Genomic DNA, 23,427 nt, shown 5'->3' with positions numbered 1-23,427 from the left:
ACCGATCAGGAACCAGCCCACATCCGGCGCACCGGTGACGGGCAGGCCACCTCCACCCAGACGCTCTTGCCGCCCGACCAGGGCTGCGACCCCCAGCCGCGGGACAGCCGTTCCACGATCAGCAGGCCGTGTCCGCCGGGCCGGCCCGGTCGGCGCGACTGCCCCGGGGGCGGGCGGACGGGCGGGGCCGGGTTCCCGTCGGTGACCTCTATGCGCAGCCGGTCCTCGGTGCAGTCGAGGTAGAGGGAGCCGGGGCCGCCGCCGTGCAGGCAGGCGTTGGCGACCACCTCGGAGACCAGCAACAGGACGTCCTCGGCGGCGTCGAGGTCGTCCGGGTCTTCGGCGGGGAGCCAGTGCCATGCGGTGAGCGCCCGCCGGGTGAAGTCCCGGCTGCGCGTCACGACGTCGGTGACCCCTTCCAGCACCAGGTACCAGGTCCGGTCGGGTGACCCCCGCTGTTCCATGGCGCTCAGGCTCCTCCGTGTCGGCGCGGACCGATGTCCGCCGCTGCGGGTGTCCGGCTGTCTGCGTGTCCGCCCTTCCGGGTGCCCGCTGTCCGCCGGTCCACACTCCCGGGTCCGCGCCCCCGGTCCGCGCCCCCGGCTCAGACCGGGTGCCGGCCCGGCGGGCCGCCGGGTCCGGTGAGGGCCTGCTCCACGTCGGCGTGCACCGGGAACACGCCGTCGGCTCCGGTGATGCGGAACATCCGGGCCACGGATCCCCGCAGGCCCACCAGTTCCAGCCCCGCGCCGGCCTCCCGCGCCGCGAGCCGGCCGTGCAGCAGCACGTTCAGCCCGGTGGAGTCGCAGAACCCGAGGTGCGTGAGGTCGACCAGCAGGCGGCCACCGGGGGTGACCGCCTCGTCGAGCGCCTGGCGCAGGGGCTGCGCCGTGTCGTGGTCCAGCTCGCCCGCGAGCTGCACGACCACGGCCCCGTCCACGGTCCGCACCGCGACGGTGAAACGTCCGCTGTCCGCTCCCGGAACCATCCGGCATCACCCTTCCCTTGCTGACAGGCACCTTCCCGGAAGCGGCGAGGATACGCATCCGGCGCGCATGGGCCGTGCGGCGCCGGGGAAGGCGCGCTGCCGCCCCGGGCCCGAAAGTCCGCGCCGTGCCGCGTCCGAACGGGCCCGGCACGGTCCGCAGGAGTGGGGTTCAGGGACGGCCGGGCAGCCGCCCCTGGAGCGTCCGGTCCAGGACGTCCTGCGGAAGGTACTCGGAGGGGCCCGGCCAGCGGTGGCGCTCCTCGACGTCGATGGTGTCCCACAGGTTCTCGCCGACCTGGAGGGCAACGTCCTGGCGCAGCTTGGGGAGGAGGGCGTACAGCCGGTCGCCGGGGCAGGCCGTCTCGTTGAAGTCCCGGTGGCCGTGGATCTCCGACGGCGGCAGCCCGTACCGGCGGCAGATGTGTGCGCAGAGCGCGACCAGGGCCGCGTACTGCTGGGCGGGCGGCTCCACGCTGGTGTAGGTGCCTTCGTTCTCGATGCCGATCGCCACGTTGTTCTGTCCGACGCAGTGGGCCGAGCGGACCTGGCGGGAGCCCGCGGTCAGCTCGGCGAGGCTTTCGTGGCGGCCCTCGGTGACGAACGCCCCGCGGCTGACGGTGAAGTGCTGCCCGGTGTCGATCCAGTGCTGGGTGTCCATGTGGTAGTTCTGGATCGCCCGGGCGAGGGCGACCGCCCGCCCGCGGGAGAAGTCCGCCACGTTCGCGGTCGCCGTGTGGTGCACGATGATGCGCTCCGGGGGCGTGGACAGGATGACGACGGACTCGGACGGCGGGCGGGCGCCCCAGGACTCGCAGTCGATGATCTCCGGGCCGGCCGCGCCGTCGGCGTACGCGGCGCCCGCCCGGGGCCAGGCCGCCGTGGTGCCGAGGGCCAGCGCTCCGGAGAGGAGCATGCGGCGGGTGACCCGGCGCAGTTGCTCCGGGGTCGGGCCGGCTCCGTCCGCGGCCCCGGGGAGCCCGGGCGCCGGCCGCCCCCTCCGGCGCGCGGGAGGCGTCCAGGCCTCCGCAAGGGCAGCAGTCAGGGCGCGCACACGCATGGGGGGACTCCCTCTCACCGGCGGGGGGCGATCACGGCAGGATGCCGCGCACACGCACAACGACCGGAAGATCAAGAGGCAACGTCCCTGCACCGCCGCCCGGGGGGCCCGTAGACCGAACGGCGCACCGGGGCGGCGGCGCGGGAGCGGGCGCGACGCGGCGCGGGAGCGGGCTCGGGCGGCGTCCCCGGCTCGGGCCTACCCGGGGCCGGGGTCGGGGTCGGGTGGGGGTCCGGCTCGGGGTCAGGTGCGGGACCAGGCTTCGGTACGGGTCAGAAGCGGTTGCGCAGCCACAGCCTGAAGGTGCGCCCGTCGGGGTCCACCAGCATCCGGTGCAGCGGGACGGCGAGCAGTCGGCGCAGCGGGTGGAGCTCCGGCGGGCGGTACCGGCGCAGCCGGCCCGGTGGCCGCGGTCCGCGGCACCCGCCCTCGTACCAGGCGTCCAGGTCGGCGGCCGCCTTCGCGAACGCGTCGAAGGCGGCCACCGGGTCGTCCAGGGCGTCGGCCGCCAGCCGCCCCTGCGGCTCGTCCGCGTCCAGGTGCTCGCGCATGAGCTCCAGGCGCAGCTCGCGGGCGAAGTCGCCGGTGTCGTCCAGGACGGCGCAGCTGAGCTCGGAGTCGTGGGTCCACGAGCGGAGGTTGATGTTGTCGGAGCCGACGGAGGCCCATGCGTCATCGACCGTGCACACCTTGGCGTGCACGTAGACGGGGGTGCCCGCGTGGTTCTCCAGGCCATACACGGCCACCCGGTCGCCGCCCGCCCGCCGCAGTTCGGCGAGGGCGTTGATCCGCCCGATCAGGTTCATGGGCCCGGTGAGCGGGCCGTCCTGGTCCGGGATGGAGGGGATCACCGCGATCAGCCTCAGCTGCGGATGGCGGCGCAGCGCCTCGGCGAAACCGGCCACCACCTTGGGCGACCACAGGTACTGGTCCTCCAGGTAGACGAGCGTGTCGGCCCGGTCCAGCACCTTCAGGTAGGCGCGGGCGATGCTCCGTTCGCCGTCGGGGGCGAAGGGGTAGCCGCGCAGGAGGCGGTTGGGGTAGGTGCGCAGCACCTGCACGGTGTGGGTGCCGCAGGGTGCGGGGTCGGCGGTCTGGGGCGGCAGCCGGTCCGCGACGGTGTCCTCCCGGTGTGCCCTCTCCCGCAGCCGGGTGAGCGGGCTGCGGCTGAGCGGCGACGGGTCTTCCCAGCGTTCCCGGAAGACGGCTTCGAGGTCGCCGACGACCGGGCCGCGCAGCGCGAGCTGGACGTCGTGCCAGGGCGGGTGCGGTCCGTAAGCCTCGGCCATCGGCAGCGACTGGCGGTCGCCGCGGTGGGAGGAGTCGTCGTTGCGGTTGTGGCAGAGGTCGATGCCGCCGACGTACGCCACGTCCCGTTCCGGGCGGCCGGGGTGGCGCAGGACGACCATTTTCTGGTGGTGGGACCCGCCGGGGCGCACGCGCATGTCGAGCAGGCATTCGCCGCCCGCTTCCTCGATCTCCTCGCCGAGGTGGAGGTTCTCCTCCTGGCTGAACTGCAGGCTGTCCCAGTGGGAGCGCCACACCAGGCCCTTGACGATGACGCCGCGTTCGGCGGCCTGGCCCAGGACGGTGCCGATCTCGGTGCCCTCCCCGTCGAGCCGTTCGTCGGGGTCGCCGCGCCAGTCGGTGAACAGGAGCAGATCGCCGGCGCGCATGGCGCGGATCGACGCCAGCAGCTCGGCGAAGTAGACGGCGCCGTGCACCAGGGGGCGTACGTGGTTGCCCTCCGACCAGGCCTTGCCGTCGGCGCGGCGGCGGTCGAGGCGGGTTGCGGGGTTGCCGCGCTCGGCGGCGGTCAGGAGCCATTGGGCCTGCGTCACGGGATCACACCTCCGGATCGGCTCCTACCCGCGGAAAGCCCCTTCACCCCGGGGCGCCGGGCCCCCGGGACGGGCGGCGCAGGCGGCCGCTGGAGTCGGAGGGGCCAGGCGGGGTCAGGCGGGCGGGGTCAGGCCGGGTCAGGCCGGGATGTCGATCACGCCGATGGGCTCGGTGGAGGGCCGGGCCGAACCGCCGACGGGTTCCACGGTGACGCCGACGGCCCGGGCGCGGGCGGCGGGCCCGTCGAGCAGCTCGATGTGCCAGGTGCCGCGGCCCGGAAAGGTGCCTGCGGGGCGGGCCCCGGCCAGGTCGTCGTACCAGAGGGCGTACACCTGGCCCGGGGAGAGCCGGGGCAGGCCGGAGACGATGAAGGCGGCGCGGCCGTCGCGGCGGGAGACGATCACGCAACCGGTGGCGCCGTCGGGGAACTCGGTGGTGCTGATCCGGGCGTCGGGGGCCGCCAGCACCCCGGCGAGCCGGGCGGCGGGAGCCTGGCGGACCGCGGCGAGCCGGGAGCGCGCGTCCTCGGCCTCGCGGTGCTGCTGGTACGCGGTCCCGCCGAGGACGACGGCCAGGGCCAGGCAGGCGGCGAGGGCCCAGCGCAGGGCGCGGCCGGACCGCGAGGGCCGGACCGCGGCGGCATGCGGCTGCGGGTGCGAATACGGCTGGGGCTGGGGCTGGGCGGCGCCGGATGCGGTTCGTTCCTGCGGGGTGGCCGCGATCCGCCGCAGGACGCGGCCACGCAGGGCGGGGGGCGGCGGCGCGGCTCCGGGCAGCCCGGCCAGCTCGCCGGCCACGGCGCGCAGGGCGGCGGCCTCGCGGCGGCAGCGGGCGCAGCCCGCGAGGTGGCGGGCGAAGGCTGCGTCCTCCTCGGGCGGGAGGGCGTGCAGCACGTACACGGCGAGCGCGGAGTGGGGGTCCGGCGCGGGGTGCGGGTTCGGCACGGGGTGCGGGTTCGGCGCGGGGTGCGGGTCGGGCGCGGTGGTCATCGGGACGCCTCCAGGCAGTTGCGCAGCCGTTGCAGTCCGTCGCGCAGTCTCGACTTGACGGTTCCCTCCGGGGAGTCCAGGGTCCGGGCGGCCTCGCGGTAGGTCATCCCCTCGTAGTAGGCCAGCCGGACGGCCTCCCGCTGGTCGTGGCTCAGGGCCCCCAGGCAGCGGCGCACCCGGGCGTGCTCGTCGCGCCCTTCGACGGTGTCGGCCACCTCGTCGTACGGGGGCAGCCGGTCCAGCAGCGCGGCCTTCTCCTCGCGCTGCGTACGGGCCTCGGCGGAGCGGACGCGGTCCACGGCCCGGCGGTGCGCCAGCAGCAGCACCCACGCCCGCGCGGTGCCGAGCTCGGGCCGAAAGCGCCCGGCGGTGCGCCAGACCTCGACCATCACCTCCTGCACCACCTCCGCCGCCTGGGCCTCGTCCCGCAGGATCCGGCAGGCCAGGCCCATGACGGGGGCGGCGAGGGCGTCGTAGATCGGGGTGAACGCCTCCTGGTCGCCCTCCGCGACCTGCAGGAGCATGGTGTCCAGTGCGTCGGCGGGATCGTCCTCGGCGCCTGCGGGGTCCGCGCCGGGCACGGCGGCCGCATCCGCCGCCGGAACGTCCACGGCCCGGGCGTCCAGTGCCGGCGCGTCGACGGTCGGGGCATCGACGGCCGGGGCGTCCACGGCCGGGACGTCCACCCCGCCCGCGTCGGCCGCGGGGGACGCCGCGTCGGCGTCCGCCCTCCCTGCCCTGTCCTCCATCAGACGTCCCGTGTCCTCGGGTGCACCTGCTCCCGATCCCACCACCGATGCGGGCAGGACGCATGCGGAGCGCGGGAGGCGGCGGGGTCCCGCAGGTACCGGGCCCCCGCCGCCTTCCCCGCCGCCAGGCGTGTGCAGCACGTCCTACCAGCGGTCCTTGTAGGAGCAGTCCCAGTGGCCCTTGACCCATTCCTTCTCCCAGTGGCCGGGGACGTAGACCCACTTCCCGTGGCCCTGGCGGCTGCGGGAGTCGTGCCATCCGCCGTTGCGGTCGCGGTTCCCGTCGTGCCCGTCCTTCCAGTCGTGGTCCCGTTCCCCGCCGCGGACCCACTTCTTCTCCCAGTGGCCCTTGACCCACCGCTTGTCCCAGTGGCCCCTCTCCCAGACACACTTCTTGCCGTGGTCCTGGGTGTGGGTGACGGATGCGGCGACGGTCGCCCGGGGTGCCGCGACCGCTTGCGCCGCGCCTCCGAGGGCCACGCCTCCGGCCAGCAGACCGGCTGTGCCGGCGGCGACTGCCAGGCGCCTGACCCGGTATCCAGCGGACATGAATCCCACCTCCTCGCCCTCACCCGAGGGGAGGGCTGCGTTTGATGTGGCACAAGGGATTCGAGCCCCGGGACCCGCTGGATGGATTTTTGTCCGATTCGTTTCAAATACGCGCATGTCACACTAAAAATCCGTCCGTCATCTCCAGAGAGCAACGGCTGAAGCGTGCGGCACGCTGCCCGCGCAATCCGTCAGGACGTGTCGGAGCTGGTCGGTGAGGGAGCGGTGGGGACAGAGGCTGTCGCGGCTGATCGACTGGGCAGCGCAGAGGCCGCTGCGGGCGACAGCAACGCATGCTCGCATCCGGCCACACGGGCTGCTTCCCGCGGCGGTGCGGCCGACGGAATGCGGACTCCATCGCACTCGGTGCACGGCGCGGGTGCGTGCAGTGCTCATGAGAGCGGGGCAACAGAGTCCGCCTTCTCACCCCTTGCACCGTCCTGACGACATCTCATGGCGGGGGTTGGGGCTGCACGAACGCCCGGTCCTGCACCGGACCCCGCCCCTCCGCCTGAAGGTTGCCGATGCGGGGCTCTACGACCCGGGGGAATTCAGGGGTCTCTCTGATTCACTGAGGCGCATGGGGATCGGGGCGTTCATCACGCAGGCGCGACGGCTGGCAGCACACGAGGGGCGGTGGATGGCGAGCCTCGGGCTGTGGGTGGCTCGGCGCTCGCACGGAGTCGGGGACGCGGATATCGCTGTCGGGTATGCGCGTGCTCAGGCACCGACGGCGTACGGGTTGGTCTTCGTGTTCGTGGTCGAGACGGTCGGGGTGTCCTTCATGCTCGCCGCGTACCCGGTCGCCCACCTGGTCATGCTGCTGCTCGACCTCTACACGGTGTTCCTGGCCCTGGGGCTGCACGCCGCCGCCGTCACACGCCCACACGTCGTGGGGCCGGGCGGGCTGCGGATACGGCGAGGTGCACGGCTCGATCTGCGGATACCCCTGGGGCGGATAGCGTCCGCCCGCTACGACCTCCGTTTCCCGGACGCGAACAAGTCCGAGAACGGCGTGCTGGACGTGGCCATCGCGTCGCAGACCTCGATCACCATCGAGCTGATCCGACCAGTCACAACCGTGAGCCTGTTGGGGCGGAGCACGGAGGTTCATACGGTCCGCTGCCACGCCGACGAACCAAAGACCGCCGTCGCGGCCATCAGGAAGCAGCTGGCCCCAGACAGCTGACGGGTTGGCACTGCCACCGCAGCTCGGTCATCCCTCACCAGGTCGATGGCGCGCCGTCATGGGGCCGTGGCTGCGAGGGTGGTCTCCGGTGCGGGGCCGGCGGGGGCGGCCGGGGTCGGTCGTGCGGGTGCGGGAGCGGGGATCAGGGCGGCGACGGCTGCGGACAGCAGGGCGAAGCAGCCGCCCGGGAGCAGGCCGGTCCGGAAGCCGTTCCCGGAGGGTCCTGGACGGCCTGACCCCGGCCGCTGCGAGCCCGCTGCCCACCCCCGCTCCCCCGCTCCTGAGGCGCCCGCAGCAGCGGTGACCGGTTCGGCAGCGGACAGCGGACCCCACCCGGGCGGCCCGCCGGAGTCCGCCCGCCGGCGACCGACCGGAATCAGACAATCCGCTCCCGTTGCCGCAACGCAGCTCAAAACCGGTTAAGTTGACCTCCCGCCAGGGCGCCGACGGCCCGGTGCGCCCGTGTGCGCCTCGGCCCGCGCCCTGACGTGAGCGGCTCCGCCCCGGGGAGGGCGAACCGCGCAGGAATCCCGGGAGGCAGAACCAGGCATGTACGTGAAGAACGAGCACGGGCAGACACGGCCGGCGGCCGGCGGGGGGACGGAGCCGGGGCGCGCAGCGGCCGGGAGCCCGGAGCTGCCCGAGGCGGCGCGCTGGTTCGAGGCCCTCGCCGCCTACGCCCCCGCGCCCGCCTTCATCCGCGACGGGCACGGCCGCTACCTGTGGGTGAACGCCGCGTACGCGCACCTGTACCGCCTGGAGGCACACGCGGTCGTGGGCCGCACCGTGGAGGAGGTCGACGCCCCCGACGACGCGGCCGTGTTCCGCGCCCTGGACCGCGAGGTGCTCACGTCCGGCCGCCCGGTGCGCCACACGCTGCTCTTCCGGCACCCCGACGGGACACCCCGCCAGGTCACGGGGCACCGCTTCGTCCTGGACTTCGGCCGGGGCCCCCGCGTCGGCGGCATCTACCGGGACGTCACCGATCAGGCCCAGGCCCTGGAGGACAAGGCCGCCGCCGCCGAGGAGCTCCACGCCCTCTGGGAGCGCTCGGGGCTGGCGATCGTGACCCTGGACCTGCGGGGCCGGGTCCAGCGGGTCAGCGGCGGCGTCGCGGAACTGCTCGGCGGCGACCGGGCCCACCTGGAGGGCAGCCGGGCCGCCGGCCACCTGAGCGGCGACTGCCGCGCCGTGCGGCGGGCCTGGGCGGACCTGATCCTGGGCCGGGCCGCCCGGCGTACGTGCTCCGTCGTCTGCCGCACCGCCGCCGGCGGCAGCCTGGTCCTGCGCGCGGACCTCGGCGTGATCCGGCACCGGGGAGCCCCCGACCGCATCTCGGCCGTACTGCACGCGCTGGGCCCCGAGTCCGCTGCCGCGGCCCGGGTGAGCCCCGTACAGCTGCGGGTCCTGTCCTTGATGGCGGGCGGCGAGTCCAACGGGGCCATCGCCTCCCACCTGGGGCTGTCCCGCCAGGCCCTGGACTACCACCTGCGCCGGCTGCGCGAGGCACTGGACGCGGCCTCGCGTCCCGCGCTGGTGGCGCGCGCCTACACGCTGGGCATCCTCGACGGGCGGGCCTGGCCGCCCCGGGCCGCCCTCCCGCCGCACCCGCACTGACCGGTGGCGGCCCACACCCCGTACTGACCGGCAGCGGCCCGCGTCAGGGGCGGTCGGCGGCGGCCGGCGATGCGCCGGCGCGTGCGACCCGCCGCAGGGCCACCCCCACGACGAGCAGCAGGACGCAGGTGCCCGCGGCGGCGTGCACGAGGAGCGCGTCGAGGCGGTCCGCCGCGAGGTAGGCGCCCACCGCCAGCGCGACCAGCGCGCACACGCCGCGGTCGATGATGGACTCCACCGACAGCAGGGTCGCCCGGTAAGGGGTCGGCGGGATGGCCGCGTTGATCAGGTTCCGCTGGACCGGGTAGGCCAGCCCCGCCGCGGCCGCGAAGACGCACAGCCACGCGACCGTGCCCAGCGCCCCGGACCAGGCGGTGGCCGCGAGGGTGAGTGCCATGACGACACTGAGGGCGCTCACCACCGCGGTGTCGGACACCCTGCCGCGCACCCAGTTCGTCCGGGCCGATCCCACGGCCTCGGCGACGGTCATCGCCGACAGCACCGTGCCGTGGTCGGCGACCGGGAGGTCCTTCTCCAGGAGGAGCGGCTGGAAGAGGTTGACCTGGCAGATCCGCGCCAGGGTGAAGACGGCCACGCCCTGCACCATCAGCGGCCCCAGCGCCCGGGAGCCCCTGAGCACCTTGAAGGCCTGACGGGCGGAGTCGAGCAGGCCCACGCCCTCCCCGGGCGGTGGCGCAGCCCCGTGCCGCCCGGCGGCCGCGGGCCGGACGGGGACGGCCGGCAGGGCCGCGGCGCAGGCCAGCGAGCCGAGGACGGACACCGCGGTCAGCACGTACGGCGCCTCGTGCCGGACCTGCATCAGGAGGCCGACCAGCGGCCAGCAGGCGATCTTGGCCCAGAGGCCCAGGGCCCGGGCGGTGCCCTCGGCCTGCACGTAGTGCTCGCCCGCCCCGTGGCCGTGCAGGTACTCGTAGAGGTAGGCGCTGGACGCCCCGGACACCAGCGAGCGGGCCGCGGCGATGGCCAGGAAGTGCGCCAGGAAGCCCGTGAAGGAGGGCCGGAAGACCGGGAGGAGATTGGCCGCCGTCATGACGGCCGCTCCCAGCTGCATGCACCGGCGCTGCCCGATGCGGTCGGCGATGAAGCCGGTGGGCACCTCCAGCAGGCAGAACGCCACGTAGTAGATGCTCTGGATGCCGAAGATCTGACTGTCCGACAGGCCGGCCTGTTTTTGGTACTGGTAGAAGACGGGCATCCACCACAACAGGTTGAACAGCAGCTGGAACCCGTTGTTCAGGCGGATCACGCGGAGCACGGCGGCGGGCGGCCGCACGCGGCGCTTCCCGCGCAGGCGGGAGCGTGGCGAGACGGAGGAGAGGGGCATGGGTACGGCCTTCGTAGGGGTGTGCGCGGCAGGAGGAGGGCGCCGCCCTCAGGCGCTGTACGGCCTCAGCTGGAGGATGTGGAGCCGTCCTCCGGGCGCGAGGAGCCACTCGACGTCGAGAGGCCCGGCGAAGGTGTAGTCGGCGGCGAAGTGCGACTGGAGCAGGCGGCCCGCGAGCGCCAGCCGTCCCAGATGGGCCCGGGTCTCCTGTTCCAGGTCCTCGGCGGCCGCTCCCAGCGAGATCGTCCGGCCGCCGCCCTCGACGGTGTTGTAGAGGTACTGCAGGGGCAGCGTCCGGCCGTCCACCACGTCCGCGGTGGAGCCGTGGGCGCAGTTCAGGTACACATTGCGGAAGTCGGCCCGGTTGGTGGGATTGCAGGTGACCATGACGCCGCCCAGCGGGGACGGCTCGTAACGCTGGACGATCACCCCCATGTAGGTGTCGTCCAGGGAGATCCCGGCCTGGTGGCGCAGCCGCACGCTGCGCGGGGACAGCAGCGAGGCCCACACCTGGCGGATGGCGTCCAGCAGTCCCGGCAGGTCCGTGACCTTGGTGTGGGACTCGTAGATGCCGGCCGCGGAGAAGCCGGGCAGGTCCTCGGCGTTGGAGGAGGAGCGGACGGCGAAGCGGCTGGTGCCCGCGAGGTGCTCGACGACCTGGGAGTCCAGGGCCCGCACCAGGTCCTCGGGCACCGGGAGGGTGCGCACCAGGTGCTGCAACTGCACGCAGACGGTGTCGGCGGCGTCCATGGCGCCCAGTTCCAGCGCCATCTTCAGTTTGCCGATGCTCTGCTGCACCGCGGGCGAGGAGTCCAGGAAGCGCTGCTGGACGGAGAAGGGGACCGCGATGCCCGCCGGGGCCTGGAGGTGGCGGGACAGGAACTCGGCCGCGTGCTGGGCCAGATCGCCGTCGGCGGGCATCCGCAGCCGGGCGGCGAGGTGGCCGAGCAGATCGGGGCGCGGCGGGCGCGGCACGGAGTAGTAGCCGGTGAGGCGGTTCGAGCCGTGGCGCAGCACGTGGTGCAGTTCGCCGAGGTTGGCCGCCTTGGTGCCGTAGCGGTTGCGGTCCCGGGCGCGCAGCGCGGACAGCGGCACCAGGGGGGCGTCCGCCACCTGCGGGGTGTCGAGGCGGATCCGCTGGGTGTGCCAGGCCGGCTCGGCCAGGTCGGCGGGCTGCTCGGTGCGTTCGAGGACGTAGGAGTCCGCGGTGACCTCGTAGCGGACCCAGTCTCCGTCGAGTTTGTCGTCGGCGATCCGGTCGAGGACCCCGCGCACGATCGCGTTGGGGATCCCCCAGCCGGCCGCCAGCATGTTCGTGTGGGACAGCGGGGTGGTCGGCTGGGCGTTGAGGAGGCCCGCGAGGCGCGGGATGTCGTCGGGGACGACCGGCATGGCGACGATGTCGTACCAGGCGAGGTCCGGGCGCGCGGCGAGGTAGTCCTCCCGGGTGGCGAAGGCCCGCAGCCGTCCGGTGGCGGAGGCGAGGGTGAGGGGGACGAACGGCGCGGTCGCCGACAGGGCGTGGCCCCGGGTGCGGGGCACGACGGTCTCGGGGACCGCGGCGAGGGCGCTCTCCTGGCCGTGGTTGGCCGGTTTCACCAGGAGTTCCAGGGCGGGGTCGAGGTGGGCGCGCACGAAGGCGTGGAACTCGGTGAGCAGTGCGGCGCCCATGGTGTCGGCCTCGGTGGTCTCCAGGACCATGAAGGGTTCGCGCTGCTCCGGGCCGCCGCGGGAGTGCAGTGACAGGACTCCGAGGAGGAAGCGGCGGGCGGGGTCCTGGTAGACGCTGTGGTTGAAGCCGTCCAGTTCCGCGTCGAGTTCTTCGAGGGTCATCCCCTGGATCTCGGTGGCTATGTAGTTGACGTGGAAGGAGTGCACGGCGCTGTCGAGGATGTGCCAGCCGCCCTGGTGCCGGTCCACGACGATCTTCACGTACGGGTGTCCGCCCAGCATCCCGGCCAGCTGCTCGAACAGCGGGAGGGTCAGCAGGGTGTCGGAGGCGGTGGCCCGGCCGTCCGGGCCGTCCGGGGCTGCGGGGGCGGCCGGGGCGGCGGGGGCAGCCGGGGCTGCGGGGGCGGCCGGGCCGGAGCCCTCGGCAGGACGGTTCTCCACGGGGCCCTCCACCGGGCTGTCCACCGGGCTGTCCACGGGGCTGTCCACGGGGCTGTCCACGGGGTTGTCCACGGGCCGGCTCTGCACGGGGTGGCTCCTCACGGGTCGGGCGCTCACCGGGTGCTCCCGGCTGCCGGGCGGGTGGCGTGGGCGCCGGTGAGGGCGCCGGGCAGGGCCGCGACGATGCGTTGGCAGTCGGCCAGCAGGGCGGAGCCGGACCGGGCGGTGAGGAAGCAGAGGGCGGCCATGGAGTTGGCGCCTCCCGCCTCCTCGTACGGGGGCACGGGGGTGCCGGGGGCGAGGCTGTGCTCGCGCACCAGCTCGATGCGGGACCCGGGTCCGAGCAGGGCGGCCCAGTCGACGGCGGTGAAGTCCCAGGAGGGGAGCTCGGGCCAGGGCTGCCCCTCGGGACCGACCGCGAGGACGACGAGGGAGCCCGCGGCGCCCTTGCCCTCCGTGAGCATCCGGCGGGGGTAGTCGACGTCCTGTCCGAGGAGTTGGCGTACCAGCATGCCGATCATGTCGAGCCCGAAGACGGTCTCGACCTGGCGGGTCGTCATCACTCCGCCGAACCGGGCCGCGGTCTCGATGAGCCAGACGGCGCCGCCGGCGCCGAGCTTGATCTCGGTGTGGGTGGCGCAGGTGTCGAGTCCGAGCGCGTCGACCGCTGCCCGGGAGACTTCTTCGAGGCGGCGCTGGAGTCCTTCGGGGAGGGCTGCCGGCGCCAGACTCGCGCGCTCGGTGAACGGGGCGACGGTGGGCATCCGCCCCGTGATGCACAGCGGGTGGTAGCGGCCGCCGGCGACGATCCCCTCGACGCTGACGTAGTCGCCCCAGCCCGGCTCTTCGAACCAGTCGGAGGCGTCACCGGTCACGATCTCCTCCAGCAGGAAGTCGCTCACGCCCTCGTCTGCGGCGTGCAGTTCCGCGTACCCCTGCGCCGAAGAGGCCTCCATGACGGAGCGGCCGGTCTTCCACGCCTCCTCGGCCTGGCGTTCGTCGCGCACGGTGAGGTGGGCCGTGGACCCGGCGCTCCAGGCCGCTTTGAGCAGCAGCGGCGGCGTCAGTTCGGCGAAGGCGGTGGTGATGTCCCCGGGGGTGTGGATCTCGGTGAAGCCCGGTACGGGCACCCCGGCATCGCGCCAGATCCGGCGCATCAGCCGCTTGTCCCGTGCGGCCGCCACGTGTTCGCCGGCGCCGCGCAGGCCGAGCTGGAGGCAGGCGTGGGCGACGGCGACGACCGCGTACTCCGACAGCGTCAGCACTGCGGCGGCTCCGACGCGGCGGGCGTGCGCGCAGATCAGGTCGACCAGTTCCCCGCCCTCACCGGGCTGCGCCGTGGTGACCGAGGCGCATTCGGGCCGCCACAGCGGTGCGGTGTTCACCGGCAGCGGCGCGAGCGCCAGGACGTGCACGTCGGCGTGGACCGCGATTCTGGGCACCGCGTACTCCAGCGGGGGGCCGCCCTTGGCATAGACGAACAGGATCGGGGTCATGGTGCTCCTGAGGGTGGGTCAGCGGCGACGCCGGACGCGGCGTCGGCGGCATCGGCGGACGGTCCGCATGGCGGCGCCACGTACGGACCAGGGGCAACTAGAGCACGACGGGAGACGGTGAGCGCACACTTGTAGGCCTACTCGCTTAGGCGTTCGCCAAACAATCTCGCCACCCAACGGCCGCGCAAACGAAGGACTTTCGGCCAGTTGTGGCGCCGCCGGAGAGAAGTCCCGGCCCTCGCGGCCGCCGGTCGGTACCGCCGCGGGCGGGCGGGCGGCGGCCGGGCGCTGCGGGCGGGCGGCGCGGGCGGGCGGTACCGCCGCGGGTGGGGCGGCCGGGCGCCGTGGCAAGGCGGTACCGCCTCAGGCGGCGCGGCCGGGCGGCGCGGCCCGGCGGCGCGGTCGGGGCGGTCGGGGCGGTCGGGGCGGTCGGGCGGTACCGCCGCAGGGCGGGCGGCCGGGCGTCGCGGACGGCGGACGGCGGGCGCGCCCGGGCGGTACCGCCGCGGCCAGGCGGTACCGCCTCAGGCGGCGCGGCCGGGTGCCCCGGGCGGACGGCGCGGGCGGACGGCGCGGCCGGGCAGCGGGCGGCGCGGCCGGGCGGTACCGCCACAGGCGGGGCGGGCGGCGGGCGGGGCGGTCCGGCGGTACCGCCACAGGCGGGGCGGGCGGCGGGCGGGGCGGTCCGGCGGTACCGCTGCAGGCCGGGCGGCCGGGCGCTGCGGCGGGGCGGCTCGCGCCTCCGGGGCTCCGCCCGGGGTCTGCTGCGCGCCCGCCAGCACGGCTTCGTATCGGGAATGGGGAACCGAGGAGCCGCAGCGCAGCGGCGACCAGCCGGAGGCCTCGCCCGGCTGCCGGGACGACGAGGGGCCGGCCGAGGGCGGCCGGAGAACCCACGGCCTAAAGGTGCGGTTCGGCCGCCGCCGGGCGGGGCCGGCGGCAGCATCCCCGCCGCACCCGCCCGGACGATGCAGGCCCGACCGGGCGCGGGCGCGGGCCCGACCGGGCCGCCCGACGGCTTCGCCCGGTACCCGGACCGGCACCCGGCACCCGGACCGGCACCCGGCCCCGCGGTCCGGACCTCGGGCTCAGGTGAGGGCGGTGACCAGCAGGGCGAATGCGACGACGATGAGGCGACGCGGACGTGGTGGAAGGCCGTGCGGGCCGGGACGGCAACCGCCGCGGCGCCGAGCCGCACCGCACCCAGCCGCACCGCACCGCACCACACCCAGCCGCACCCAGCCGCACCGCACCGAGCCGCACCCAGCCGCACCGCACCGAGCCGCACCGAGCCGACAGGGTGACAATCGCAGGAGTTCCCTGCGTCCCCGGCTGCGCGGAGGGCCCCGGCCCGCCCGGTCGGGCAGGGTGGACGGCGGAGGTGATCCCTGTGACGCACGATGATCCGGCCCCGCAGGCGCGGCAGAGCATCCCGGAGGATGTCGAGCTGGCGGTGCTGGACGCCCTGTTCACCCAGTCGCCGGTGGGCCTGCACGTCCTCGACACGGAGCTGAGGCTGGTGCGGATCAACACCGCCACACGGCCCATGCACGACGTCGCCGTCGAGGATCTCCTCGGGCAGCACTTCCGCCACGCGTTCACCGGACTCACCTCGCCCGAGCAGGTCGAGGACATGATCCGCGGCGTGCTGGAGACCGGCGTACCGGTGCGGGAGCACCTGGTGCGTTCGCGGCTCGGCGTCATCGACCACGGGCGGGAGAGGACGCGCTCGGTCTCGGTGTTCCGGCTGAGCGATCCGCAGGGGGCGGTCCTGGGGGTGGCGATCTCGGCGGTCGACGTGACGGACGCGGAGGAGGCGCGCGCCCGGCTGCGGGTCCGCGATGCGGTGCGCGAGCGGGTGGGCAAGACCCTGGACGCGATCACCACCTGCCAGGAACTCGTACGGACCCTGGTGCCGGCCTTCGCCGACATCGCGGTGGTCGAGGTGGTGGAGGCGGTGGTCCGCGGCGAGGAGCCGCCACCGGGGCCGCTCGCCCAGGAGGTACCCCTGCGCCGGGCGGCCTTCCAGGCCCGCGACGGCCGCCGACACGCCGAGGCCCATCCGGTGGGCGACGTCCGGAGCCTGCGCTTCCCGACCCCCTACACCCAGGCCCTGGCCGACCTGCGGCCCCGGATCGTGTCCGTCCGCGAGGACAGCCCCTGGCTGCAGGCCGATCCGTCCAAGGCCGGCGCGATCCGCGCGGCCGGGGCCCACAGCATGATCGTGGCGCCGCTGGCCCTGCGCGGGAAGGCCCTCGGCCTGATCAGCCTCTACCGGAGCGAGGGGTCCGAGCCCTACACCGAGGGGGATCTCGCGCTCGTGCGCGAGGTGAGCGCCCACACCGCCCTGTGCATCGACAACGCCCGCCGCTTCACGCGCGAGCACACGGTCGCCGCGATGGTCCAGCGTCATCTGCTGCCGCGCCGGCCGCCGACCCAGAGCACCTTGGAGACGGCCCACCTCCACGTCCCCGGCGCCGACGGGAGCGGCGGCTGGTTCGACGCGATCCCCCTGTCCGGCGCCCGTACCGCCCTGGTCGTCGGGGATGTCGCCGGACGCGGGATCCACACCGCGACCACGATGGGGCAGCTGCGCACCGTCGTCCACTCGCTCGCCGCGCTGGACCTGGAGCCGGACGAACTCCTCGCACGTCTCGACGACACGACGCGTTTCCTTGCGGAGGAGCGCGCGGCGCTCCCGCCGGGCGACCCGATGCACCAGCAGCCGCTGATCGCCGGCTGCATCTACGCGGTGTACGACCCCTTCACCCGCACCTGCACGTTCGCCTGCGCCGGCCGGTCCGCGCCGCCGCTGACCGTACGCCCCGACGGCGCCGTCGACACCGTGGACATCGCCGCCGGGCCTGCCCTGGGCAGTGGGGAGGGGTCCCCGTTCGCCGCCACCACCGTCGAACTCGCCGAGGGTTCCACCCTGGCCCTGCACACCCCGCGGCTCCTCGGCGCGGAGCGGGCGGGCACCGACGACGCCGCGGGCCTCCTGCGCAGCCTCCTGGCCCACCCCGACCGGTCCTTGCAGGACCTGTGCGACGACGCGCTGTACGCGCTCGGCGCCGGGAGCGGTGACGGCGACGCGGTCCTCCTGCTCGCCCGCACCCACCCCCTTCCCCGGGACTCCTCGGCCGGCTGGCTGCTGGAGGACCGGCTCACCGAGGTGGCCACCGCCCGCCGGCACACCCGCCGGACGCTCAGCGGATGGGGCATCGGGGAGGACACCACCGCCGCGGCCGAGCTGATCGTCAGTGAACTGGTCACCAACGCCCTGCGCCACGGCAGCCCGCCGGTGCGGCTGCGCCTCATCAAGGACCGCAGCCTGACCTGCGAGGTCCACGACGCGAGCGCCATCAGCCCCCGGCTGCGCCACGCCCGTACCGTCGACGAGGGCGGCCGCGGCCTGTTCATCGCCGCCCGGCTGGCCCAGCGGTGGGGCACCCGGTACACCGCCGCGGGCAAGACGGTCTGGACCGAGCTGGACCTCACCGACTGACGGGGGCGGCCCGTCCCCGGCAGAGCGGCCCCCTCCGCGCGGGGGTCACAGCGCCGGTATGCGGTAGGGGGACATCGCCTGCCTGGTGGCGCGCAGCGCGGTGTGCAGGCGGGTGCGCAGGTGGACGAGGGCGGCGTAGTCGGCGACCTCCGTGAACCCGGCGAGCAGGCGGTCGATCATGACGTCGTCACCGGCCCCCACGGCCCGCACGATCGCCTCGACCGTCTCCCGTACCGCGGGAGTCACTCCACCGGCGCCGGCTGCTCCCCCGCCGGGAGTTCCGGCCCGTGCCGCGGCAGCCCGCGGCGGGGCGGCCACTGGCCCACTCTGTGTGCTCATGCCCCCGATCCTGCGCTCCCCCGGGGGCGGCCAAACGCGGCGCCCCGGCTCTCCCACCGGCGGATACGGCCCCGGTGCGACCCGCGGGCGGGGTGGGCTCGGACCTCTGGACGGCACCCGTAGGCCGCGGGCCCGACCCCCTCCGTTAACATGTTCGAGCTTGCGACGATCAGGTTGAAATACACAAATCGGCTGAAAACAAATTGATATCTACGATAACGCGAGCCTTTTCGCGAAGAGACGGCCATGACTCCGGGGCGGCCGCGCACCGCCCGGCACGGGTCGCCCTGTGGGTCACGGTGGGTGTGGTGGCCCTCGGCTTCCTCATCGCGCTGGAGATCGCCGCACGTCATTACGGGCAGCGCGGCCCCCTCACCGACCAGGCGCGCGAGGTGGTCTTCGCCCCCAAGTCGGGGACGGTGCTGTACGTCAGCATGGCGCTGATGCTGGTCGTGCTCACCTGGCGGCAGCGGTTCATCGCCTTCGGCGCAGCGGTCGGGATCGACCTGGTCTTCTGGCTGGTGCGGTGGTCGGTCGGCGCCGAGATGATGTTCGGCAACGGCGCGCTGTGGGTGACTCTGGCCTGCGCCGTCATCGCCGTGACGCGGCGCACCGGCCGGGAGCGCGTCCTGCTGCTGCAGGGCGTCGGCCTGGCGCTGCTGCTGGTCGCCGGCCGCAAGACCGGCTACGCGTGGCTGCTGATCACGTCGAAGACGCGCCCGATGGTGCTCGACCAGTACGTGGCCACTGCCGACCACGCCCTGGGCAACCCGTCGTGGCTGGTCGGCCGGCTGGTCGAGGCCACCGGCACGGTCGGCGCCCACGTGCTCGAGTTCGTCTACATCCAGCTCGCGGTGGCCGCGGTCGCCGTGGCGCTGTACCAGCTGCGCCATGTGGCGGCCCGGCGCCGCTTCCCGCGTCACCACCTGGTCCGCACCTTCCTGGTCATCGGTCTCCTCGGGCCGGGGATCTACATGGTCTTCCCGGTGGTGGGGCCGATCTTCGCGTACGGCGCCGACGGGGGCCACTGGGCGGTGGCCGATCTGTGGCCGGCCACGCCCCCGCCGCTGACCGCCCCGCAGGCGATGCCCTTCGACGAGTTCACCCCGCGCAATTGCATGCCCAGTCTGCACACCGCCTGGGCCACGGCGATCTTCCTCCACTCCCGCAGGGGCCCGAGGGTCATGCGCTACGCAGGCACGTTCTGGCTGATCGCCACGCTCGGCGCCACCCTGGGCTTCGGCTACCACTACGGTGCGGACATCGTCGCCGGCGTGGTCTTCACGCTCACGATCGAGGCGGGGCTGCGCGCGCTCGACCGCGGCTGGGACCGGCAGGGGGTCCGCCTCGTCGTGTACGGAACGGTGGTCTTCACCGCCCTGCTCCTGTCCTACCGCTTCCTGCCGGTGGAGATGGCGGCCCGTCCCTGGCTGTCCGGGCCCCTGGTCATGGCGGCGATGTCCTCGGTGGTCTACGGCTACGTACGCACCACCAGGCAGTGGGACCGGCAGGCCGTACCGGTGCACCTGCCGCAGCCGCGCCGGGAGCAGGAACCGCAGCCCGAGCTGGTGTGATCCGCGGTGCTGCGGGCCGGGCGCGTCGAAGGCGCCCGGCCCCGCAGGCGGGCGGGCCCGGTCAGGGGATGCGGGGGCCGCTCGTCACGACGCTCCAGCCGCCGTCCTTGACCGCGAACACCGCGAGCCGGCGGTTGAGCGTGTCCCCGTGCGCGTCGAAGGCGACGCGGCCGGTGACCCCGTCGAATCCCAGGCCCGCCACGGCCGCGGGCATTTTCGCCCGGGCGTCCGCCGGGAGGGTGCCGCCGTGGGCTGCCGCGACGGACTTCACCGCCTCGATGACGGCCCACGCCGCGTCGTAGGCGTAGGGCCCGTACAGGCCGGCCTCCTCCGGGTAGCCGGCCTCCCGGTACCGGGTGAGGAAGTCCGCGCCTGCGGCCAGTTCTTCGGCGGGCGCACCGGCGTGCGTGGCGAGGTCGCCGGCGGCCTGCGCCCCGGCCGTCAGGTAGTGCTGGTCGAAGATTCCGTCGCCGCCCGCCAGGGGGATGTCGGCGCCTGCCTGGCGGAGCTGCCGGGAGAGCGGGACGGCCGTGGTGGAGTAGCCGCCGAAGTACACGGAGTCGGCGCCCGAGGCACGGATCTTGGAGGCGAGGCCGGAGAAGTCGGTTGCGGCCGGGTCGACGTGGTCCGCGCCGGCGACGGCGCCGCCGAGCTTGCGGAACTCGGCCGTGAAACCGGCGGCGAGGGCGGTGCCGTAGGCGCTGTTGTCGTCGACGACGTACGGCTTGCCCTTCCCGGCCGTGTCGTGGAGGTACCGGGCGGCGAACGGCCCCTGGTCGGCGTCGGTGGCCACGGTGCGGAAGTAGGTCTTGTACGGGCGGGAGGTGACGCCCTTGGCCCACTGGGGGCCCAGCGTCAGCGCGGGGTTGGTGTTGGCCGGCGACACGTTCACCAGGTTCGCCTGGGCGAGCGGTTCCACCAGGGTCTGGGCGACGCCGGAGTTGAGCGGGCCGACGAGGCCCAGCACCTTCCGGTCGGCGATGAACCGGGCGGCGTTCGGCCCGCCCAGGGCGGGACTGCCCTGGTCGTCCAAGGCCTTGATCTCGAAGGTGACGCCCGGGACGTGCCGGGTCCGATTGGCGGTCCTGACCGCCAGGTCGGCGGAGTTCTTCATGCCCGCGCCGAGGAAGGACAGGTCGCCGCTGAGCGGGGCGTCCACGCCGATGACCACCGTGGCGGGGGATGCCGCGGATCCGCTGCCGGCCGGCTTGCCGTCGCCCCGCCCGTCCTGAGCGAGGGTCCAGGTCAGGACGGAGCCGACGGTGAGCGCGGCCACGGCCGCGAGGACCGTCGAGCGCCGGGTGAGGGTGCGGCGCCGGGCGGACGCGTCCGTACCGCGTCCTGCGGGGTCCGTTCCGCCGAGCGAGACCAGGTCTTCGGTCGGCGCGGGGACGGTCGGGGGCGGGGGCAGGGCAGGCTGCGTAGGGGCGGTGGGCGCGGGGACGGTCGGTGTCGCCGCATCCGGCGGGGTCCCGGATCCGGCGGCGTCGGAGGCTCCCACGGTGGGCCGCCCTTCCGTGGACCCGGAAGCTCCGGCGGTTGCACCGCCCGCGGCGGACTCGGCCGCGCCGGACGCCTCGTCCGTACCGGATGCCCCGGTGGTGCGGGTCGGGGGGTGGGTGGGGGCCCGGGTGCCTGCCCGGGGCCCGGAGGGCCGCAGGGCCGCCGCGAGCAGCTCGGCGGCCTCGGCGGCGCCGGCTCGTCGCGCCGGGTCCTTGGCCAGCAGTGCGTCGAGTACGGGGCCCAGCGGGCCGGCATGGACCGGGGGCCGGTGGGGGCGGGTGAAGACGGCCACGGCGAGGGCGTGCAACCCCTCGGCGTCGAACGGCGGATGCCCTTCGACCGCGTGGTAGAGGGTGGCGCCGAGTGCCCACAGGTCGTTGGCGGGCGTCGGGCGCTTGCCCTCCAGCTGCTCCGGCGGCATGTACTGCGGGGTGCCGATGACGATCCCGCTGTGGCTGAGCTTCGTCGTGGCGTCCGCGAGGTGGGCGATGCCGAAGTCGGTGAGGACGACGCGGTCCTTGGCCAGGAGCACATTGTCCGGCTTGATGTCACGGTGGACGATCCGCGCCTGGTGCGCCTCGGCGAGCGCGTCGAGTACCGCGGATCCGATCTGTGCCACCCGCTGCACGGGCAGCCGGCCCTCGCGGCGCAGGGCCGCGCCGAGCGACTGCCCCCGGATGTACTCCATGACGATCACGGGGGCGCCGCGGTGCTCCACGACGTCGTGGATGGTGATGATCCCGGGATGGCTGAGAGTGACCGCCGCCCGCGCTTCACCGGTGAAGCGCCCGAGCAGGGTGGCGCGGTCGGCGTCGGCGAGCCCCGGAGGGAAGACGATCTCCTTGATGGCGACTTCGCGCCCGAAGAGCTGCTGGTCGGCGCCCCGCCAGACCCGGCCCATGCCGCCCTGTCCGATGCGTTCGAGCAGCTGGTAGCGCCCGGCGATGAGTTCGGCGTTCTGCTCGGTCACGCGCACACTCTAGGGCGTGTCGGGCCGATCAGATGACCACATGATGGCCTGATCACGTGCCTGGATGGCTTCGGGGCGCACGGGGCCCCCGCGGCGGGGCCGCGGGGGTGCGCGAGGAGGGCGGGGCTGGGCGGAGCCCCGGGCGGCTGCCGCACCCTGGGCGTCTCAACGGGCGGCCGGCAGCCCCTCCGTGGCCGTGGCCCTGGGCGGCGCCGGCCGGCGGGTGGTGTCACGGATCGCGAGGAGCGCCAGCCCGCCGGTCAGGCCGCACCCGGCCATGAAGAACCAGATGGCGTGGAACGATCCCAGGTCCGGACGGGCGCCGAGGACCGCCGCCACGATCGCCGCACCGAGGGCCAGTCCGATCTGACGGCACATGGAGACCATGGCGGTGCCCGTGGCGAAGCGTTCCGGGGGCAGCGGCAGGGTGGCCGCGCCGGACAGGCTTGGCAGGGCCAGCCCCGCGCCGACGCCGGCGATGATGCCGGCCGGCAGGAAGGTGCTCGCGTACGCCGCGTCCGTGGCGGTGGCCGTCGCCCACAGGACCCCGCCGACGGCGAACAGCACGCTGCCGGCGAACCCCACCGCGTAGGTGCCGTACTTGGTGGCGAGGAGGCCGCCCGGCACCGCGCAGACCGCCGCCATCAGCGGGCCGGGGGCGATCTCCAGGCCGGCGCGCAGCACCGAGTGGTCCCACAGGTCGGTGAGGAACAGCACCGAGCCGAGGATCATCGCTCCGAAGCCGGCGAAGAACAGGATCGTCGCAAGGTTGGCCAGCGCCACGGCCCGGATGCGCAGGATCGCCGGTTCGATGACGGGAGCCGGATGCCGGACCGCCCGTACGGCGCTGAACACGGCGCCCAGCACGCCCAGGGCGAACAGGCCCAGGACCCGCCCGCTGGTCCACCCCCAGGTCTCGCCCTGCACGATCGCCGCCACGAGCGCGCCCACCGTCACCGCGAGCGCGACGGCGCCCAGTACGTCGGGCGAGGTACGGGACTCCTCGCGGATCTCGCGCAGCGCCCAGACGCCGACGGCGACGGCCGCCACGCCGACCGGCAGGTTGACGAGGAACACCCACTGCCAGCCCGCCTGGACGAGGAGTCCACCGATCGGCGGTCCCAGCGCCGCGGCCGCGCCGCCCATGGCCGACCACAGGCCGACGGCCGCTCCGCGGCGTTCCGCCGGGAACAGCGGGAGCAGCAGGCCGAGTGAACTCGGCAGCATCAGCGCGCCGCCGATGGCCTGCAGCGCACGGGCCGCCACGAGCGCGCCCAGCGACGGGGCCGCCGCGCACGCGGCCGACGCCAGGGTGAACAGGGCGAGGCCCGCCAGGAAGGCGCGCTTGCGCCCGGACTGGTCCGCCCACCGTCCCGCCGGCGCGAGGAACGCCGCGAAGGTGATCGCGTAGGCACTGAGCACCCAGGAGAGGCTGCTCAGCGTCGACGACGGGAACGACTGCGCCAGGTCGGGAAAGGCGATGTTGACGATGAACAGGTCCAGCGAGGAGACGAAGACGCCGAGGAGGAGGACGGTGATGCTCCATCCCCTCCGGGGCGTTGTGCCGGGGGGCGGCGTCATGCTGCGGACGTCCTCTCGGTCA

Annotated in this window: 17 protein-coding genes; 4 read left to right on the top strand and 13 right to left on the bottom strand. The window is 74.6% G+C overall.

The window, feature by feature from the left end; genetic code table 11:
* Positions 1-5: 5 nt before the first annotated feature.
* From ACLJTM_RS17750 to ACLJTM_RS17720, 7 genes are all read right to left on the bottom strand, one after another.
* A complete protein-coding gene (locus tag ACLJTM_RS17750; protein WP_411104575.1) occupies positions 6-464 on the bottom strand; it encodes an ATP-binding protein in 459 nt (152 codons plus the stop codon).
* A 140-nt stretch (positions 465-604) separates the two neighbouring features.
* The gene (locus ACLJTM_RS17745; RefSeq protein WP_411104574.1) at positions 605-988 is read right to left on the bottom strand and encodes an STAS domain-containing protein; all 384 of its coding nucleotides are present in this window, start codon (positions 986-988) and stop codon (positions 605-607) included.
* A 169-nt stretch (positions 989-1,157) separates the two neighbouring features.
* A complete protein-coding gene (locus ACLJTM_RS17740) occupies positions 1,158-2,045 on the bottom strand; it encodes a peptidoglycan recognition family protein (protein WP_411104573.1) in 888 nt (295 codons plus the stop codon).
* A 272-nt stretch (positions 2,046-2,317) separates the two neighbouring features.
* Positions 2,318-3,886, bottom strand: a complete 1,569-nt coding sequence (locus tag ACLJTM_RS17735) for a phospholipase D family protein (RefSeq protein ID WP_411104572.1) — start codon at positions 3,884-3,886, stop codon at positions 2,318-2,320.
* A gap of 138 nt (positions 3,887-4,024) precedes the next feature.
* The gene (locus tag ACLJTM_RS17730) at positions 4,025-4,876 is read right to left on the bottom strand and encodes an anti-sigma factor domain-containing protein (protein WP_411104571.1); all 852 of its coding nucleotides are present in this window, start codon (positions 4,874-4,876) and stop codon (positions 4,025-4,027) included.
* Positions 4,873-5,457 carry an ECF RNA polymerase sigma factor SigK gene (sigK, locus tag ACLJTM_RS17725; protein WP_411104781.1) on the bottom strand — a complete coding sequence of 195 codons (585 nt, stop codon included), beginning with the start codon at positions 5,455-5,457 and terminating at the stop codon, positions 4,873-4,875. Before sigK ends, ACLJTM_RS17730 begins: the two co-directional genes overlap by 4 nt.
* Positions 5,458-5,769: 312 nt before the next feature.
* On the bottom strand, positions 5,770-6,174 hold the full coding sequence (locus ACLJTM_RS17720; RefSeq protein WP_411104570.1) for a hypothetical protein: 405 nt from the start codon (positions 6,172-6,174) through the stop codon (positions 5,770-5,772).
* Positions 6,175-6,754: 580 nt separating this feature from the next.
* Between ACLJTM_RS17720 and ACLJTM_RS17715 the strand changes: the two genes are divergently transcribed.
* Both ACLJTM_RS17715 and ACLJTM_RS17710 read left to right on the top strand, forming a co-directional pair.
* Positions 6,755-7,363 (top strand): hypothetical protein, encoded by a 609-nt coding sequence (locus tag ACLJTM_RS17715; RefSeq protein WP_411104569.1) that lies wholly within the window; start codon positions 6,755-6,757, stop codon positions 7,361-7,363.
* Positions 7,364-7,912: 549 nt separating this feature from the next.
* On the top strand, positions 7,913-8,980 hold the full coding sequence (locus tag ACLJTM_RS17710) for a PAS domain-containing protein (protein ID WP_411104568.1): 1,068 nt from the start codon (positions 7,913-7,915) through the stop codon (positions 8,978-8,980).
* 43 nt (positions 8,981-9,023) lie between these two features.
* On the opposite strand, the gene ACLJTM_RS17705 is transcribed toward ACLJTM_RS17710, so the two are convergent.
* From ACLJTM_RS17705 to ACLJTM_RS17695, 3 genes are read right to left on the bottom strand one after another with little or no spacing between them, the layout of a single operon-like run.
* Positions 9,024-10,325: an MFS transporter gene (locus ACLJTM_RS17705; protein WP_411104567.1), complete on the bottom strand. Its 1,302-nt coding sequence runs from the start codon at positions 10,323-10,325 to the stop codon at positions 9,024-9,026.
* Positions 10,326-10,373: 48 nt separating this feature from the next.
* Positions 10,374-12,524 (bottom strand): PEP/pyruvate-binding domain-containing protein, encoded by a 2,151-nt coding sequence (locus ACLJTM_RS17700; RefSeq protein ID WP_411104566.1) that lies wholly within the window; start codon positions 12,522-12,524, stop codon positions 10,374-10,376.
* Positions 12,525-12,550: 26 nt separating this feature from the next.
* Positions 12,551-13,933, bottom strand: coding sequence for an acetyl-CoA carboxylase biotin carboxylase subunit family protein (locus tag ACLJTM_RS17695; protein WP_411104565.1), 1,383 nt, complete (start codon positions 13,931-13,933; stop codon positions 12,551-12,553).
* Positions 13,934-15,323: 1,390 nt separating this feature from the next.
* Here ACLJTM_RS17695 and ACLJTM_RS17690 point away from each other — a divergent pair.
* The gene (locus tag ACLJTM_RS17690; RefSeq protein ID WP_411104564.1) at positions 15,324-17,438 is read left to right on the top strand and encodes a SpoIIE family protein phosphatase; all 2,115 of its coding nucleotides are present in this window, start codon (positions 15,324-15,326) and stop codon (positions 17,436-17,438) included.
* A 45-nt stretch (positions 17,439-17,483) separates the two neighbouring features.
* On the opposite strand, the gene ACLJTM_RS17685 is transcribed toward ACLJTM_RS17690, so the two are convergent.
* Positions 17,484-17,777: a hypothetical protein gene (locus tag ACLJTM_RS17685; RefSeq protein ID WP_411104563.1), complete on the bottom strand. Its 294-nt coding sequence runs from the start codon at positions 17,775-17,777 to the stop codon at positions 17,484-17,486.
* Between the two features lie 203 nt (positions 17,778-17,980).
* On the opposite strand from ACLJTM_RS17685, the gene ACLJTM_RS17680 reads away from it, so the two are divergent.
* Positions 17,981-19,351: a phosphatase PAP2 family protein gene (locus ACLJTM_RS17680; RefSeq protein WP_411104562.1), complete on the top strand. Its 1,371-nt coding sequence runs from the start codon at positions 17,981-17,983 to the stop codon at positions 19,349-19,351.
* A gap of 61 nt (positions 19,352-19,412) precedes the next feature.
* Here ACLJTM_RS17680 and ACLJTM_RS17675 read toward each other — a convergent pair whose 3' ends face one another.
* Complete coding sequence (locus tag ACLJTM_RS17675) at positions 19,413-21,824, bottom strand: bifunctional serine/threonine-protein kinase/ABC transporter substrate-binding protein (RefSeq protein WP_411104561.1); 2,412 nt, start codon at positions 21,822-21,824, stop codon at positions 19,413-19,415.
* A gap of 165 nt (positions 21,825-21,989) precedes the next feature.
* A complete protein-coding gene (locus tag ACLJTM_RS17670) occupies positions 21,990-23,405 on the bottom strand; it encodes an MFS transporter (protein WP_411104560.1) in 1,416 nt (471 codons plus the stop codon).
* Positions 23,406-23,427 lie beyond the last annotated feature (22 nt).

This window comes from Streptomyces sp. cmx-4-9, from assembly GCF_046548835.1.
GTDB lineage: Bacteria > Actinomycetota > Actinomycetes > Streptomycetales > Streptomycetaceae > Streptomyces.
This window is presented reverse-complemented; position numbering and strand designations above follow the sequence as displayed.